The following is a 16,687-nucleotide window of genomic DNA, read 5'->3' on the forward strand; positions in this document are numbered from 1 at the left end:
TTCTTATTTAACACTATATCTGTAAATCTGTCTGCCTATATTTCCCTGAATATTGATGCCTTCTACCACAACTTTATAATTTCCTGTTCCATCAGCATTATAGAATTCAACATTCGCCCTGCCTGTAGAATCGCTGAGCACATTCGGATTCCAGTAAATGGTTGTGCGTAAATCCGGTATGGCAGGGTTAATCGCCTGATCTGCATAGTTCGGAGCATAGAACTCACGCCCTTTAAAAAATCCCTGCGGATTAAAGCTGACTATCCCGGGTGCAAAGCTCCTGTAATCTTTGTTTACTTCCCCGCGTTTGGTATTAATGACCAGAACACCGCCAGATCCTCTCATCCCGTAAATGCCGGTCATTGATCCGCTTTTCAGTACTTCAATGCTTTCCACATCCCTTGGATTTATAGCTGAGAGGAAAGTAGGATCCATGTATGATCCATCAATAACCAACTGCATAGGTACCGGACCCGTCAGTGAGTTCATACTGCGCATTGAATAAACCATGCCGTTCATTACGATAATACCGGGTACTCTGCCCTGTATGCAAATGGCAATGTCATAACAGTTCTCGAGCTGCGCAGAAGTAATCACGGCATCGGCTCTGCCGGCACCATTCAGGTTAGATGAATTTTTAACTTCCTGTTTTTTCTCTACTATTTTAACCTCATCCAGCATGATATTACGGCTGATCAGACCATATTTTCTGAGTTCGTCATATTGTGTACGGCTGTTTTTGAGATAGGGCAGGATAGATTTATTGACATTTACCTCCAGCATTGCTTCATTTTTGTTTTTTGTAACCAGCTGCGGGGGAATCCTGTCAAGCCGGATCTCTACATTTTTCTTGTCGCGCTCATTTCTTGCCTGTACAATGAACTTGGTACTGTCATTAAAGTAAAGGTTGTCAAATACGAATTCTCCATTTGCATTGGTAAGGGTATCGATCAGGAAAACATTACCCGACGATGAGAACAGGGTTACTTTACCGCCTGCAACCGGTTTGCCGCTTAATGCAATTACCTTACCACTGATCTGCATATTGGTTTCAGGACGATAAATCAGGGCAGGGTAAGAATCTGCCATCATATTTTTCCATTCAAAGCGCCTCCAGCCCTGTGTAAGCATCAGATGGTCGAGCTGCCTGACTTTGTTCTGATCAATATCTGTAAAATAGTAATTTGGTCTTTCAATAAAGCCTTTCAGATCAGAACTGAGCAAAAGATTTGAAATGATCGTAGTTTCCGATTCTTCATCTGAAGGAACTTTACTTTCATCAATAACAGCTACTGATAAGCTTCCTGTTGTTGCTATTCCTTCAGGGCTGCCGACATTAAATTCAAGCTTTGTTTTTTCACGTTTTTTATACTCTGCTTTATCACTTGCAATACCGATCTGCAGAAAATCTGAGTGGTTTATAAAAACCAGGCGTTCAGCAACAGGCTCATTTTGAGGAGAAAATAAGGTAAGCTGAAGAATGCCGGTTGGGAATCGGGATTTTGGGATACTTGCATTGAAGGTTTTGGATACAAGTTTATTTCTGGAAACAAAATGCACCTGTCCGTTGGTTTGAGCTACCAGTGTAAGTTCATCCTCTTCTCTGGCAGATACAGAAGTGGAAACTCTGATCTTAAGTTCAGCAGGGTTGGAGTTATCGGCACTTAAAACATAACCCTGTGATTTAATTCGCGGTAATTTAAAAGTTTTTTCAGATCCATCTTCAAAGCGAACGGTTGCAGTGTAGATGTCATTCCCGTTCGGACGCAGATTGAAAGCCCCCATACCCGCGTGCTCTGACTTGAATTCAGCCAGGCGTTCATTATTCTGATTGCTGATGTATCCGCTAATGGCAATACCCAGACCATCTGATCTTACAGCTTTGAAGGCAACTTGCGTACTAATTCCGTTGACAAGATCACCGCTTTCAGGAAAAAACTGAATATCTGATTCGCTGGAGGTCGATTTTACAGGGAAGTTTTTGCTGAGGACTTTTTTCTCATCCAGACGGATAGTGGTCATGATCCTGCCAGATTTCAAAACAAATGGCTGATTATTTACGAAAGTGATCTGCAGATTTCCTTTTGCATCGGTAAGCCCTTTTCCCTTCAGGATGCTTCTGAAATCAAGTTCAATCTGATAGTTTACCTCTTTTCCGGCCAATGGTTCTCCGGCCATATCGGTATAATTTATCACCGCAGTAACCTTCTGGCCCCTTGGTTCTTTACTGTAGGAATAATCAACCTGTGTGAGTACTGTGTTAGATATGGAATTGCCAATGCTGATTGTCTTGTCGAAGAAATATTCTTCACCAAAATTTCTCATCCAGGTAGTATAGGCTCTGATTCGGTAATTGCCTTCACGAAGGGAATCTGTCAGGTTAAAATCGCCAGAGCACAAACCCATATTGAGCGGTATTTTAAGCGATTTTTTGACGGAGTCTTTATCATTGATCAGCTCAACGTAAAGAACTTTACTCAGGTTGGATAATTCATTTTTCTCAGCATTAACTACATAAGCTTTAAACCAGATATTATCTCCGATTGCATAGTAGGGCTTGTCGAGATGAAGATGAACTTTTTCCTGAGGATATCCCAGTCTGTATTTTTCAATCTGCCGAAGGATCTTTTTCAGGGGTTCATCATCTCTGATGAATCCGGTTACCAGCATCGAAGCAAAGACAAACAATATAAATAAAAAACTCTTTTTCATGGTTAGTTAATAAGAGCAGTGCTTGAGAGGGATCTATAGCTTTACCCCTGATCTTCTCACTCAGCCAGTACAAAATACTAAGCCTCAATTTAAAGAAATTGAGGCTTAGTTATGTATAATATACGATTTATTTAGTGCTTTAGTCTCAGAAGGAATTCTTCCACATCATACTTTCCACAGGCCGGGTTGTTTTATTATTGTATTTAGCATTGCTTTTGGTGTTGTACATGGTATTTACTTCACCATCAACCACAAAATAGATCAATTGTCCGATTGGCATTCCTGCATAAATTTTTACAGGCTGTGCACATGAAATTTCAAGTGTCCATGTATTGCAGAACCCTACATCTCCTTTTCCTGCCGTCGCATGGATGTCGATACCCAGACGACCGGTGCTTGATTTTCCTTCAAGAAAGGGAACATGCCTGTGAGTTTCTGTATACTCGAGGGTTACTCCCAGATACAGGGTATTGGGTTGCAGAACAAAACCATCTTTAGGGATCTCGAAATGATCAATCTCATTATGAGCTTTTGCATCAAGCACTCTGTTTCTGTATGTTGCCAGATATTTTCCCAGATGTACATCATAGGAATTGGTACCCAAACACTCCTTTTTGAAGGGCTCAATAATAATATTCCCTTTTTCTATTTCTTCCAGTATGAGTTTATCAGAAAGTATCATAAATAAGCATAAGATTTGGTCTAAAATATGATTAATTTGAGATAGTTTTGCAGGTATTTTATTTTTAAAAATGGCTCTGGCTTATCACAAGGAAATTGACCAATATACCTCTTTTGCAATCTGGAAGATAGAAGAAACAGCTGAGGATTTAATCAAACAGTTACAGTTAAAGGAACACGAACGTGCTTACCTTGAAACCCTGAGTAATGGTAAAAGAAATATTCACTGGCTGAGTACAAGAGTTCTTCTGAGAAGAATGATGGATACAGATGATTATATTGATTGCAGAGTTGATTCCAATGGTAAACCATATCTGAGCAATTTTCCCCATTTTATCTCCCTGAGTCATTCTTATGACTATGCCGCGGTAATGGTGAGTAAGAATAAGGCAGTTGGAATCGATATAGAACTGATTAAGGATAAAATTGAGCGGATTGCCGGGAAGTTCATGAGCCGGGAAGAGCTTGATTTTATAGGCAGCAAAGATCGTATTGAACATTTATATGCATGCTGGTGTGCCAAGGAGGCTATCTATAAGCTTCATGGAAAGAAGAATGTCAGTTTTCTGGATAATATTAAACTAAAGCCATTTCAATATGAAGGCAGAGGTTTATTTGATGGAATACTTGATCTTGGTGCCAGGCAAAAGGAGTTCAGGGTGCACTATGAGAAATTTGATGGTTATATGATTGGATATGTAGCGGATTTTGGAAATGAAAAATAAGAAAGTAATTTTTCAGGACTGGGGTTTGCTTGATTATCAGCAGGCCTGGGACAGGCAGGAAGCGGTCTTTGCGGAAACTCTGGCTGAAAAATCACTCAACCGGACAAATGGGACAGATAATCCTGTTACAAATTATCTGATTTTTGTGGAACATCCTCATGTGTATACTTTGGGTAAGAGCGGAAAGCCTGAAAATCTGCTCCTTGATGAGGAGGGTTTGAAAGCGAAGGAGGCAGCTTATTATAAGATTAATCGTGGAGGGGATATTACTTACCATGGCCCGGGACAAATTGTTGGCTACCCTATCCTTGATCTGGATAATTTCTTCACTGACATACACCTGTATTTGCGTACTCTTGAAGAGGCTGTTATTCTTACGCTGGCCGATTATGGTATAAAAAGCGGCCGTTATGAAGGTTATACAGGGGTATGGCTGGATGCAGATAATGATAAAGCCAGAAAGATATGCGCAATGGGAGTGAGATGCAGTCGCTGGGTAACCATGCATGGGTTTGCCTTTAATGTGAACACCGATCTGAACTATTTTAAAAATATTGTTCCCTGCGGAATTGACGACAAAGACGTTACATCATTGGAGCGTGAACTTGGGTATAAACCTGACATTGAAGAAGTTAGACAGAAACTTAAGAAGCATATTTCAAATCTGTTTGAGATGGAACTTTGCTGAGATCCGGGCAACCGGGGTATTCAGCGCTTCCTCTATGAGGGCAATAAAAAAGGCTTCTCTGATAATCAGAGAAGCCTTTTTTATGTAAGGAGAGAATGTTATTACATCATTCCGCCCATGCCACCGCCACCCATCGGAGGCATAGCAGCACCTTTTTCATCTTCAGGATCATCAGCTAATACTACCTCAGTAGTTAAAAGCATAGCTGCGATAGAAGCCGCATTTTCCAATGCTATACGGCTAACTTTAGTAGGATCAATAACCCCAGCACCAATCATGTTTTCAAACACATCAGTACGTGCATTATATCCGAAATCAGCTTTACCTTCTTTCACCTTCTGAACAATGATCGAACCTTCGATACCTGCATTCTGGCAGATCTGACGAAGAGGCTCTTCGATAGCACGTCTGATGATCTGGATACCTGTATTTTCGTCTTCGTTTGATCCTTTAAGGTTAGCTAAAGCTTCAATAGAGCGAATGAAAGCAACACCACCACCGGCAACGATACCTTCTTCAACAGCCGCACGGGTTGCATGTAAAGCATCATCAACGCGGTCTTTCTTTTCTTTCATCTCAACTTCAGTAGCTGCACCAACATAAAGTACTGCAACACCACCTGAAAGCTTAGCTAAACGTTCCTGTAATTTTTCTTTATCATAATCAGATGTAGTAGTCTCGATTTGAGATTTGATCTGGTTTACACGTGCTTTGATATCGTCTGATTTACCAGCGCCATTGATTACGATAGTATTATCTTTATCAACAACAACTTTCTCTGCCTGACCTAAGTAAGTAAGGTCTGCATTTTCCAGTTTGTAACCTCTTTCTTCAGAGATAACAGTACCACCTGTCAGGATCGCAATATCTTCAAGCATTGCTTTACGGCGATCGCCGAATCCGGGAGCCTTAACTGCTGCAACTTTCAGAGAACCGCGAATCTTGTTAACTACCAAAGTAGCTAATGCTTCACCGTCAAGATCTTCGGCAATGATCAATAATGGCTTTCCGGTTTGAACCTGCTTCTCAAGAACCGGAAGTAATTCTTTCATTGAAGAAATCTTCTTGTCATAGATCAGGATGTAAGGATTATCCAGCTCAACTTCCATTTTATCAGCATTGGTTACGAAGTATGGAGATAAATATCCACGATCAAACTGCATACCTTCCACTGTTTTCATTTCAGTTTCAGTACCTTTTGCTTCTTCAACAGTGATTACCCCATCTTTTCCAACTTTAGCCATAGCATCAGCGATCAATGTACCGATCACTTCATCATTGTTGGCAGAGATAGAAGCTACCTGTTTGATTTTATTATTGTCTTCGCCAACAGACTGCGACTGAGTTTTTAAGTTAGCAACAACAGCAGAAACTGCCTTGTCGATACCACGCTTAAGATCCATTGGGTTTGCACCCGCTGCCACATTCTTAATACCTGCAGTAACGATAGCCTGCGCTAAAACCGTTGCAGTTGTAGTACCGTCTCCGGCCTGATCAGCTGTTTTTGATGCAACTTCCTTAACCATTTGAGCACCCATGTTCTCAAGGGCGTCTTTTAATTCAATTTCTTTGGCAACCGTAACACCGTCTTTAGTGATTGCAGGTGAACCAAATTTCTTATCAATAATTACGTTACGTCCTTTTGGTCCAAGAGTTACTTTTACTGCATTGGCAAGAATATCCACGCCTCTTTTCAGAGCATCACGTGCTTCAACATTGTATTTAACTTGTTTTGACATTTTTTAAGATTTTAGATGCTGGAGTTAATTCAAACTGATGTTTGTGTCAAACTCCCGGGTTTAAATTTAATTTCGGAATTTGATGTCTGAGATCTGACATCCGTCTTCATTATAATGTTGCAAAAATATCTGACTCACGCATGATCAGATACTCTTTACCTTCATGAGTGATTTCAGTACCGGCATACTTGCCGTATAATACTACATCTCCTACCTTATAGGCCATAGGGATTAAAGTTCCGGTTTGCTCTGCATATTTGCCCGGCCCTACAGCTACAACAGTGCCTTTTTGAGGTTTTTCTTTTGCCGTATCAGGAATATAAAGTCCTGAAGCTGTTTTTTCTTCAGCCGGAGCAGCTTCTATAACTACCCGGTCTGCGCTAGGTTTGATATTTAATGCCATATTATTATGTATTTAATTAATTGAATTTTTCGTGTATTTATCGTCATGAATTATGCCAAATGTCTTTTGCTATCTTTTCTTGTCAAATTTTCATTTACATGAACTTGTGTACTGCAATTTTATACATAATCCGGTGTCAAGCTGTCAGTTAAATGTCAGCAGGTATTCAAAAAAAAAGGCCACCTCTCAGAGGTAGCCTGTACTCATTTTATCTTTAATTACTTTTTAGTTGTATCTGCAACAGGTGTTGAAAGTCCTGAAGGTGCAGCAACAGGAGCTGCAGCAGGCTTATTAATCTGGTTCTGGATATCATTTTGTTCCTGATTAACTACTCCGCCTCTCGGGATAACAACATTTATCATCAGGGCTAAAACCATCAGGGAAACAGCAAGAACCCATGTGCCCTTTTCAAGAAAATCCCCTGTTCTCTGAACACCCATAATATTGTTGGATCCGGCAAAACCTGAAGATAAACCACCACCCTTAGGATTTTGGATCAAAATGATCAGTACTAACAATACACAAACAAGGATTGCCAGAATAACAACTGTATATAACATATCTTTTAATTTACTTTCTTTTCTAATTCACGAATTTGGACGGCAAAGTAAGTGCTTTTTTCCGGAAATTTCAAACTTAATTTTTTGTATGTATCAATTGCTTTTTGAAAGAGCATCTGATCGGTATATATCTGAGCCAGAGTTTCAGAGACCAGATCGTTCGGATCCTCGGCACTCTTCCGGGCTTTGTTTTCTGTGTCTAATTTATGCGAATCGGGCGGTTTGATCTGCGGCTCTTCTTTGATGAATTTTTCCAGAATGGAGTCTTCCTTGTGTCTGACCTGAAATGGTACTGTCCTTGGTGCATTCTCCAAATCATCCAATGGGGATTGAAGATGGAAAATATTTTCAATGATCTGGCTGCTTAACTGATCAACTGACGCTTTCTTTATCTTCTGACTGGTGTCAAGTTTGAATTCAACATATGGCTGGTAAGTATCAGAATGCTCTTTACGGGTTTTGTTTAACCACCACAGGAATGAATAAGGCATTTTATCGTCGTCATATTTTGATACTTTTTGATCAGTTCCTGCAGGTTGAATCGCCTCTTCGGCAGCAGGTTTGAGCTGTTCGGTGGCAGCAGCTGCCGGCCCTGCTTTTTGTACAGAAATTTCAATTGCAGGTGCATTCTCAATCCCTGCTTCCGGTGCTTTTGGCCTTTCGTCTTTCTGAACTTTTTCTGCCGCTTTGTTTTCTTCTGCTTTTGGTACCTCAGCTGTCCTGACTACAGGTTCAGGATCTTCAGGCGGAGGTATTGCTCCGATAATCTGATTGAAAATATTTTCGATGAGATCTTCACGGCTTTCAGCAGGTTTCTTCTGAACAGTTTCTTCTTTTTTCTCTTCCCTGATCTCTTCAACAGGCTCCTCAGCTTTTTGGGCATCCCAGCTATGCTCAGAATCCTGTTCCTGTATTTGTTCCTCCGGCTCTTCTTCATCTGAGGTTTCAACCTCTATAAGCTCCGGTTCTTCTTCAACAGTATATTCTTCTATATTGCTTTCAGGGTCAGTGCTTTCTGACTCTGCATATATTTCCTGATTTACAGTTTCTGTAATGGCTGTTTCAGGTAATTCACCGGTCTTTTCGGAAATTTTGAGAATGGCAGCAAGTTTTGATCTTTCCGGAATGAAGAGGGCAGCTTTTTCTAACTGCTTTTTGTAGCCGGCATCTCCTGCTGCCCATAAATTATGAGTATAGAAAAGATGTAAAAGCTGGCAATAGGGAAATTGATCAAGGAGCATTTTTAGTTCTGCCGGATCGCAGGAACCTGCCTGCGCCGGATCTGCAACATAATTAGAGAACAACTGAACCCCTGAATTTACCTCTTTCACTATAAACTCCTTTTTTGAAAACTAAAAAAAATTTTACCAATTGGCAAAAGCCTTATTGAAAATTAGCTCAGTGAGCTGTTTGTTAATTAATTCGATTAATTTCTGTTCCTGTGATTGTATCGAGCTCTGGCTCAAACTAAATTCCTGAAATGCCTGAAATGCTTGTTCAAAATTTAATTCGGGATTCAGGGTATTAGAATATTTAACATTTACAGTAATTGTGAGCCTGTTTAAGCCTGCCCGTTCGTTCCCCTGGATGGCAACCGGCCTTATGCTGTAATCAGTGATCCTCCCTTCAAAATTAGCATCTGCATCACTTCTTACAATACTTAAACGCGACTGATTTCGAACCCGTTCTTTTAAAGCTTCGGTAAACTGCTGACTTAAATAAGGCACTACCAGTTGTGAATTATTTTCGAAGAACTGTATCGATACGGTTTTCATCTCCGGTGGAATGGATGCACCTGAAAAAGAATAAGTCCCGCACGATTGCAATAGCAACATCATAGCAGGGATTACCAAAATTTTAATCTTTGAAAGAGGCTTAAACATAGCAGGTCATATCTTATAATTCAAGTTCTTTGATTTTGCGGTAAAGTGTACGTTCAGAAATCCCCAATTCCTGAGCGGCAAGCTTTCGTTTACCCTTATGTTTTTTAAGCGCTTTTTTGATCAGGTCTGACTCCTTATCTACCAGCGAAAGGGATTCTTCAACCTCCTCAGCTTCATCCATCATGGAAAAGGATTTATCCGAACCCGGCTGATGAATAATAATCTGATGCGGATCGGCCTGTGTAATGGTATTCCCTCCCGGAATCTCAATATCGCGGTAAAGCTGATTAATTATATTGGGATTTGCCTGAATATTTGCGGTATTGCCTCCATTCTGAATGATCTCGGCAACCAGTTTCTTCAGATCTGTCATATCCTTCTTCATGTCGAAGAGCACTTTGTAAAGGATATCCCTTTCAGAAAAATCTTCTTTACTCTGATTCTGAACCCTCATTGGCAGAGTGCTTCCGGCTTCGGCAGGAATATAGTTCAAAAGATGTTCGGCGGATAAATTCCTGTCTTTTTCCAGAACCGCAATCTGCTCGGCAATATTTTTAAGCTGGCGTACATTACCCGGCCAGCTGTAGTTCATCAGTACCTGCTGTGCACTCTGGTCAAGCTGTACAGACGGGCTTCTGTATTTATCTGTAAAGTCGGCAATGAATTTTCTGAAGAGGAGATTGATATCTTCTTTACGCTCTCTTAATGCCGGTATCTTCAAAGGCACTGTATTCAAACGATAGTATAAATCCTCTCTGAATTTTCCGGCACTTACTGCATCAAAAACATCCTTATTGGTTGCAGCCACTACACGGACATTGGTTTTCTGTACCTTGGATGAGCCAACACGGATGTACTCTCCGGTTTCAAGAACCCTGAGCAGGCGTGCCTGGGTGCCAAGAGGTAATTCGGCAACTTCATCAAGGAAGATCGTTCCACCATCAACTACCTCAAAATAGCCTTTTCTGGCATCGTGGGCCCCGGTAAATGAACCTTTTTCGTGACCGAATAGTTCTGAATCTATAGTTCCCTCAGGTATTGCACCGCAATTCACGGCAATGAATGGTCCATGTTTGCGTGCACTCAGGGAATGAATAATATGTGAAAAAACCTCCTTGCCGCTCCCGCTCTCACCGGTAATCAATACTGATATATCAGTTGGAGCAACCTGACGGGCAATATCAATTGCACGGTTTAGTAACGGCGAATTGCCAATTATCCCAAAACGGTTTTTTATATCCTGAACATCCATAATCTTTTCATTCAATATACTGTCCAATACATTGACAGTATATAATTAATACTAATTAACAATCTGACCTATCAGGGTAGCAGGTGTACAGCGTTCAACTTTTACATTGACATAATCTCCGGCCTGGTATTTTTCAGAAGCAGGGAAAACAATGGTAATATTCTGTTCGCTTTTGCCTGAAAAGTCTTTGTCTGATTTTTTTGAAAATCCATCAATCAGCACTCTGTGAGTTTTACCGATATGCTGCTGAAGTCTGTTAAATGAACATTCCTGCTGTTTGGCAAGGATCTCATTAAAACGGCGGGTTTTAACTTCTTCCGGAACATCATCTTCAAAGCGTTTTGCCGCCAGTGTGCCGGGGCGCTCTGAATAGGTATACATATATGCGAAATCATACTGCACATAATCCATCATGCTTAGCGTATCCTGATGTTCTTCATCAGTTTCGGTACAGAAACCACTGATCACATCGGTTGAAATGGCACAATCGGGTAGTATTCTTCTGATCGAATCTACCCGTTCAATATACCACTCACGGGTATAAGTACGGTTCATCAGCTCGAGTACCCTGCTGTTTCCTGATTGCACAGGGAGGTGTATATGATTGCAGATATTGTCATACCTCTTCATGATATACAATACCTCGTCGGTAATATCTTTAGGATGCGAAGTTGAGAACCGAACCCTTAGTTGCGGGTTGATTAATGCAACCAGCTCAAGAAGGCGCGCAAAATTCACATTGTTTTCTGCATGATCATCACCTTCTGCATTCCATTTATAAGAATCTACGTTCTGACCAAGTAGAGTTACTTCGCGATAGCCCTGCTCAAAAAGCTCTTTCGATTCCTGAATGATGGACTGGGGGTCACGGCTTCTCTCACGGCCACGCGTAAATGGCACAACACAGAAAGAACACATGTTGTCGCAGCCACGCATGATGGAAACAAAGGCTGAAATGCCATTGCTGTTGAGGCGTACCGGACTGATATCTGCATAGGTTTCTTCGCGCGAAAGCAATACATTAACTGCGCGCATACCCTCGTCTGCTTTTGAAAGTAAATTTGGAAGATCGCGGTAAGAATCAGGCCCTACAACCAGGTCGACCAGTTTTTCTTCTTCCAGAAATTTGGATTTAAGACGTTCGGCCATACAGCCGAGTACGCCGATTGTCATTCCCGGGCGTTTATTTTTTGCTGCACTGAACTCACGCAGTCTGTTTCTTACTCTTTGTTCAGCATTATCGCGAATGGAACAGGTATTGATAAAAATCACGTCAGCCTGCTTGTACTGATCGGTTGTTTCAAAGCCCATATCGAGCATTAGTGATGCAACGATCTCACTGTCGGCAAAATTCATTGCACAGCCGTAACTCTCGATATAAAGTTTACGTCCTGTATATTGTTTTGGCCTTTCAAGTAATAAGGCTTCACCCTGACGTGATTCGTCGTGCATTTCGGTCCCTGTCGAATCCTTTGAATTAATTGGGCGCTCAAACATTTGTTAAAATAATTAGCTTACAAAAGTACGTAATTTTCTATGCAATGACAATTTGGCAGACATACTTTTTCATGTATCAGCAGAATATTTTTATTTTGTTGATTATATCCGGTAATTATTAAATACGTTTAGAACAGGTAACTTACCTGTAAAAATCTGAGACTTTATATGCCTGAACACAGGAGTAAAAACCATCGCTGGAAATTAATTGCTTCGGTAATTCTGGTTCTGTTTGTTCTGATATCGGCGGCGGCTGTATATCTGAACTATTATTGGAGGCCTATTCTTAATCAAAGAATAAAGATTGCTATTTATAATTCTACAGATAAACTATATCGTGTTGACTTTGATAATATCCGTGTAAATTTTCTTTCCGGAAAGGTTACGATCAGTAACATTCATTTTAAACCGGATACTGCAGTATATGAACTTATGAAGAGGGAAGGTACTGCACCAGGGCATATTTACAAGGTTGAGGTAGCTGAATTGATACTGAGAAGGATCCAACCGTGGAAAGTTTACTTTGATAATAAGCTTGAAATTAATTCTGTTGAAATTTCAAGACCTGTTCTGCAGGTTACTTTTTCCGATATCAAGAAAAGAGAGGCGACAAAACAGTATAAGCGTCGGACAGCTTATCAGCATCTGGTACCATATCTGAAATCTGTTAAGATAGGCAGTGTGGTTTTTAGAGATGCAGATTTTAAATATATGGATAATAGTCTTGAAGGTAACAGGACAACCTCTCTGAAGGATCTCTACATTAAAGTTTCCGATATTTTAATTGATTCTGCGTCTCAGTTTGATCATTCGAGATTGTATTATACCAGGGATATTTATGCAGAGCTGCTGGGATATAATACGATCACTTTAGACAGTAATTATGTGGTTAAACTGAACGAGTTCAGGGCATCTACTGCAGGAGGCTATGCGCGTATCAGGGGACTAAGTATTAAACCCAGATTCAGGGAGATGGAATTTTCCCGGAGGTTTAAATATCAAAAAGACCGCTATTCTATAGATTTTGAAGAAGTACAGCTGAATAAAGTTAATTATGAATTGTTAAACAGCGACAGACGTTTGGTGGCGTCTGCATTGCTCCTGAAAAAGGGGAATTTTGCGATCTTTTTAAACCGACAGAAGCCTGATTCGATTCGTAACAAGGGAAAGAATTTCCCGCAGCTGGCTCTGCAGCGTTTTAAACTGAATACCAGCATTGATACCATCCTTCTTCAGGATTCCAGGGTAGATTATTCAGAGTTTAATCCAAATTCCCTGAAAAAAGGGACGGTAACTTTCAGTAAGGTCAATGGAACAATCTCGAATGTGACCAATGATTCACTTGCTTTGAGCAATAATAAATTCTGCAATGTGAAGTTAACCAGTTTGCTGATGGACAGGGGCAGGATGGATGTGAATATGAAATTTAACCTTTCAGATCCCCGGGGAGCATTTAGCTTCAAAGGAGCTTTGGGGAAAATAGATGCAGATGTTCTCAATTCTGCAATCAGACCGCTCTCACTCATCGAAATCAAATCAGGATTTATTGAAATGATGCTTTTTGATGGTTCAGGAAGCATCAGCGGGATTAGGGGCAATATGACCTGTTACTACAATAATCTTAAAATTATGTTGCTTGAAAGAAGCGAGGAAAGCTCCTGGTTTAAGCGAAAAGGTCTTGCTTCAATTTTTGCAAATACATTGATCATAAAAGATGATAACCCATTAAACGGACAGCCGGTAAGGACTGTAGATTTTCAGTTTTTAAGACCACAGCATTCTTCTTTTTTCAATATGATATGGAAAGGATTTGCCCAGGCACTGCTTGAAACAATTGGTTTTGATTCAGAAACACAAAATGTAATTAAGGCTCGTTTAAGAAGAATGGAAGCTGAAAGGATTCAAAAAGATGATCGTCGTGATGACCGTTTGAAAAAGAGGGATCTCAGGAGAGGTAACAGGGAAGCTAACCGATAAAATAGAGTTCACAAACAAAAAAAGACTGCTCATATACAGTCTTTTTTTGTTTCGTATTTAAATTACGGATTATTTTCCTACCGGATAATTCCATCCGAATTCATCAGCAGAACGCCCGTATCTCATCTCGTTTAGCGTATATAACAGCTTATTTGAGAATTCACGCTGCGCAGGATCAGGAAGAGTATAAAGCTCTCCGTCATGTCCGATTTCTGCAATGTGTGCAATTGTAGCAGCAGTTCCTACACCAAAAGCATCAGAAACTCTGCCTTCTTTGATAGCGGTAATTACTTCTTCAACAGAAACTCTGCGTTCTTCAATCTCCACACCCCATTTTCTGGCAAGAGTAAGCACTGTATCGCGGGTTACACCCTTTAAAATGGTATCTCTGGTAGATGGTGTCAGTAGTTTTCCGCCGATCATAAACATAACATTGGCCGCACCCAGTTCCTCGATATACGCATGTTCCTTTGAATCAGTCCAGATCAGCTGATCATATCCTTCCTGAGTAGCCTTCAATGCCGGAAGCATAGAGCCGCCATAATTTCCTGCAGCTTTAGCAAAACCGAAACCACCATCACATGCTCTGGAATAGTGAGTCTCAACTTTAACTTTCAGGTTTTTTGAGAAATATGGCCCTACCGGTCCGGTAAGTACCATGTATCTGTAAGAAGATGATGGTGTTACACCCAGGTAGGGGTCGGTTGCAAACATGAATGGCCTGATGTAAAGGGTATGATTCTCTTTGGCAGGTACCCAGTCTCTGTCAATATCCACAAGCTCAGCCAGACTCTGTAAAAAGATCTCTACAGGTAGTTCCGGCATACATAAACGCTGAGCCGAAAGGTTAAAACGCTCTGCATTTTTCTCAGGACGGAAGATCGTAACCTTACCATCAGCATGCTTATAAGCTTTAATTCCTTCAAAGAATGCCTGTCCGTAATGAAGGGCAGAAATTGCCGGGCTGAATTCAATATTTCCGTAAGGGACGATCTGGAAGTTTTTCCACTCGCCTTCGCTGTAGTCGGCAATGAACATATGATCGGAAAAAGTCTTTCCGAATGGCAAATTATCGAAATCAGTTTCCGGTAAACGGGATTTAGCCGTTTTGATAATAGCAATATTTACTTTTTGAGACACCTTGGTATTTTTTAGTGAAGAGCGCAATTTAATGATTTTGTTCGAAAATCCGAAGATTACCTGCCCGTCAAATCAGTTTTTATCTGTTGTAATTATTAAGTATTAGGCTTTTAGCTTTCTGTTTTCATCTTAATAGAGTATCCTGAACTTGATGGTATGGTCGATCTGCTTCAGGGCTTTCAATACCTTTTTATCGTATTCATCACTCACATCGGTAATCACATAACCTATGCTTGGATTGGTCATCAGGTATTGCCCTACAATATTGATATGATGATCAGCGAATACTTTGTTGATCTGAGCCATAATGCCCGGCATGTTTTTATGAATATGGATCAGACGGTGAGCATCCGGTATCCGTGGCAGCTGAAGGTTAGGGAAATTAGTACTTCTGAAGGTATGACCTTTATTAATAAAATCAGCCATTCTTTTAGCTATGAGTTCCGGACCGCGAACTCCCATTTTGGGATCATCAAATAACACAATACCCATATCTGTACATAAACCTTCAGAAAGTCTGGTTTTACTGTTACCCAGATAGCCAACGGTTTTCAGTTTTACAGCTCTTTCCAGCTTTTCTCTTTCCAGTATCTCGCCGTTAGCAAGAAGCATCATGCCCACATCCGCAACATATTTCTCTTCAAAGCTTGTTTTGTGGCGTATTGAGAATCCGTCCTTTTTAAGGGCTTGAATAGCAATGGGAGGTACATCTCCTATAACCAGGCAAAGTATTCTGTTTTTAGGATATGAAATTGCCCGCGGGAGTTTGTTTACATATAAAAACTCATCGAAACTTGGAGTAACATGATCTGCTTTGGCAGCTACTGTCTTACGTTCGATATTTTCGGTAAAGGCAAAGAATTTTTTGATCATTCCGTATTCCTTTAACTGAAAATCCGAATGCCCATCGCCTATACCATAAATATCTCCCTTTAGATCGAGCTCTTTCAGTAAGGTAACTTTTCCACCCTCATTTGATAAAGGATTGCTTTCATCATAACCGATAATCTTATCATTTTTATCAAAAATGAAAGTATTGGCATAAATATTCTCCTTCGGGATATGGTAAGGAGTTACAACCGGAGTGATAAATTCTTTAAATCCACCTGAAACAATCAGTACTGAATCAGCATGTTTTTTGAAAAATGTTTTATTGCGCGAGAAGGAAGCTGATACTTTCGTCTTCAGCACACTGATCAGCTCTTTCAGATGATCGCGGTTAGCTTCAAGTAATTGTACCCTTCCGGTCAGACTTTCCCGGAATGACATTTTTCCCTCCATGGCTGCATTTGTCAGGTCTTCAATTTTCTGATAAATAGCTTCACGCTTAGGGTGATTTTTTAAAGAAATACGTGCCAGTTCGTCCAGTGCCTCGACCTGAGTAAAGGTGCTGTCGAAATCGATGATAAAAAACTGCTTCAATGCCTGAG

General features: G+C 40.5%; 14 protein-coding genes. 3 read left to right on the plus strand and 11 right to left on the minus strand.

Annotated elements, in window-relative coordinates; all coding sequences use genetic code 11:
• Positions 1 to 3 precede the first annotated feature (3 nt).
• Complete coding sequence (locus P2W72_RS01215; protein ID WP_276359032.1) at positions 4 to 2,712, minus strand: TonB-dependent receptor plug domain-containing protein; 2,709 nt, start codon at positions 2,710 to 2,712, stop codon at positions 4 to 6.
• A 145-nt stretch (positions 2,713 to 2,857) separates the two neighbouring features.
• Positions 2,858 to 3,394 (minus strand): dCTP deaminase, encoded by a 537-nt coding sequence (gene dcd / locus P2W72_RS01220; RefSeq protein WP_276359033.1) that lies wholly within the window; start codon positions 3,392 to 3,394, stop codon positions 2,858 to 2,860.
• A 70-nt stretch (positions 3,395 to 3,464) separates the two neighbouring features.
• On the opposite strand from dcd, the gene P2W72_RS01225 reads away from it, so the two are divergent.
• A complete protein-coding gene (locus P2W72_RS01225) occupies positions 3,465 to 4,118 on the plus strand; it encodes a 4'-phosphopantetheinyl transferase superfamily protein (RefSeq protein ID WP_276359034.1) in 654 nt (217 codons plus the stop codon).
• Positions 4,108 to 4,806 (plus strand): lipoyl(octanoyl) transferase LipB, encoded by a 699-nt coding sequence (gene lipB / locus P2W72_RS01230; protein ID WP_276359035.1) that lies wholly within the window; start codon positions 4,108 to 4,110, stop codon positions 4,804 to 4,806. The genes P2W72_RS01225 and lipB overlap by 11 nt, the downstream gene beginning before the upstream one ends.
• A 101-nt stretch (positions 4,807 to 4,907) precedes the next feature.
• On the opposite strand, the gene groL is transcribed toward lipB, so the two are convergent.
• From groL to miaB, 7 genes are all read right to left on the minus strand, one after another.
• Entirely contained in the window at positions 4,908 to 6,545 is a 1,638-nt protein-coding gene (gene groL / locus P2W72_RS01235) for a chaperonin GroEL (protein WP_276359036.1), read from the minus strand.
• Positions 6,546 to 6,654: 109 nt separating this feature from the next.
• Entirely contained in the window at positions 6,655 to 6,948 is a 294-nt protein-coding gene (locus tag P2W72_RS01240) for a co-chaperone GroES (RefSeq protein WP_276359038.1), read from the minus strand.
• Between the two features lie 218 nt (positions 6,949 to 7,166).
• Positions 7,167 to 7,508, minus strand: coding sequence for a preprotein translocase subunit SecG (gene secG, locus P2W72_RS01245; protein ID WP_276359039.1), 342 nt, complete (start codon positions 7,506 to 7,508; stop codon positions 7,167 to 7,169).
• Positions 7,509 to 7,513: 5 nt separating this feature from the next.
• The gene (locus P2W72_RS01250; protein ID WP_276359040.1) at positions 7,514 to 8,839 is read right to left on the minus strand and encodes a hypothetical protein; all 1,326 of its coding nucleotides are present in this window, start codon (positions 8,837 to 8,839) and stop codon (positions 7,514 to 7,516) included.
• Between the two features lie 33 nt (positions 8,840 to 8,872).
• Positions 8,873 to 9,283 carry an LptE family protein gene (locus P2W72_RS01255; protein WP_346429760.1) on the minus strand — a complete coding sequence of 137 codons (411 nt, stop codon included), beginning with the start codon at positions 9,281 to 9,283 and terminating at the stop codon, positions 8,873 to 8,875.
• A 121-nt stretch (positions 9,284 to 9,404) separates the two neighbouring features.
• Positions 9,405 to 10,643, minus strand: coding sequence for a sigma 54-interacting transcriptional regulator (locus tag P2W72_RS01260; protein ID WP_276359152.1), 1,239 nt, complete (start codon positions 10,641 to 10,643; stop codon positions 9,405 to 9,407).
• A gap of 51 nt (positions 10,644 to 10,694) precedes the next feature.
• Complete coding sequence (miaB, locus tag P2W72_RS01265; RefSeq protein WP_276359042.1) at positions 10,695 to 12,140, minus strand: tRNA (N6-isopentenyl adenosine(37)-C2)-methylthiotransferase MiaB; 1,446 nt, start codon at positions 12,138 to 12,140, stop codon at positions 10,695 to 10,697.
• 168 nt (positions 12,141 to 12,308) lie between these two features.
• Between miaB and P2W72_RS01270 the strand changes: the two genes are divergently transcribed.
• A complete protein-coding gene (locus P2W72_RS01270) occupies positions 12,309 to 14,117 on the plus strand; it encodes a hypothetical protein (RefSeq protein ID WP_276359043.1) in 1,809 nt (602 codons plus the stop codon).
• A gap of 69 nt (positions 14,118 to 14,186) precedes the next feature.
• Here P2W72_RS01270 and P2W72_RS01275 read toward each other — a convergent pair whose 3' ends face one another.
• Both P2W72_RS01275 and P2W72_RS01280 read right to left on the minus strand, forming a co-directional pair.
• Positions 14,187 to 15,257 (minus strand): branched-chain amino acid aminotransferase, encoded by a 1,071-nt coding sequence (locus tag P2W72_RS01275; protein ID WP_276359044.1) that lies wholly within the window; start codon positions 15,255 to 15,257, stop codon positions 14,187 to 14,189.
• 129 nt (positions 15,258 to 15,386) lie between these two features.
• Positions 15,387 to 16,679 (minus strand): HAD-IB family phosphatase, encoded by a 1,293-nt coding sequence (locus P2W72_RS01280; protein WP_276359045.1) that lies wholly within the window; start codon positions 16,677 to 16,679, stop codon positions 15,387 to 15,389.
• Between the last annotated feature and the right edge of the window lie 8 nt (positions 16,680 to 16,687).

The sequence above is a fragment of the Daejeonella sp. H1SJ63 genome (genome assembly GCF_029360775.1).
Lineage (GTDB): Bacteria > Bacteroidota > Bacteroidia > Sphingobacteriales > Sphingobacteriaceae > Daejeonella.

What these genes read in the sequence shown, in the direction of transcription:
- groL (WP_276359036.1), bottom strand. Translation starts at nt 6,545, where the DNA reads ATGTCAAAACAAGTTAAATACAATGTTGAAGCACGTGATGCTCTGAAA.
- secG (WP_276359039.1), bottom strand. Translation starts at nt 7,508, where the DNA reads ATGTTATATACAGTTGTTATTCTGGCAATCCTTGTTTGTGTATTGTTA.
- P2W72_RS01270 (WP_276359043.1), top strand. Translation starts at nt 12,309, where the DNA reads ATGCCTGAACACAGGAGTAAAAACCATCGCTGGAAATTAATTGCTTCG.
- lipB (WP_276359035.1), top strand. Translation starts at nt 4,108, where the DNA reads ATGAAAAATAAGAAAGTAATTTTTCAGGACTGGGGTTTGCTTGATTAT.
- P2W72_RS01215 (WP_276359032.1), bottom strand. Translation starts at nt 2,712, where the DNA reads ATGAAAAAGAGTTTTTTATTTATATTGTTTGTCTTTGCTTCGATGCTG.
- P2W72_RS01225 (WP_276359034.1), top strand. Translation starts at nt 3,465, where the DNA reads ATGGCTCTGGCTTATCACAAGGAAATTGACCAATATACCTCTTTTGCA.
- dcd (WP_276359033.1), bottom strand. Translation starts at nt 3,394, where the DNA reads ATGATACTTTCTGATAAACTCATACTGGAAGAAATAGAAAAAGGGAAT.
- P2W72_RS01240 (WP_276359038.1), bottom strand. Translation starts at nt 6,948, where the DNA reads ATGGCATTAAATATCAAACCTAGCGCAGACCGGGTAGTTATAGAAGCT.
- P2W72_RS01260 (WP_276359152.1), bottom strand. Translation starts at nt 10,643, where the DNA reads ATGGATGTTCAGGATATAAAAAACCGTTTTGGGATAATTGGCAATTCG.
- P2W72_RS01255 (WP_346429760.1), bottom strand. Translation starts at nt 9,283, where the DNA reads ATGAAAACCGTATCGATACAGTTCTTCGAAAATAATTCACAACTGGTA.
- miaB (WP_276359042.1), bottom strand. Translation starts at nt 12,140, where the DNA reads ATGTTTGAGCGCCCAATTAATTCAAAGGATTCGACAGGGACCGAAATG.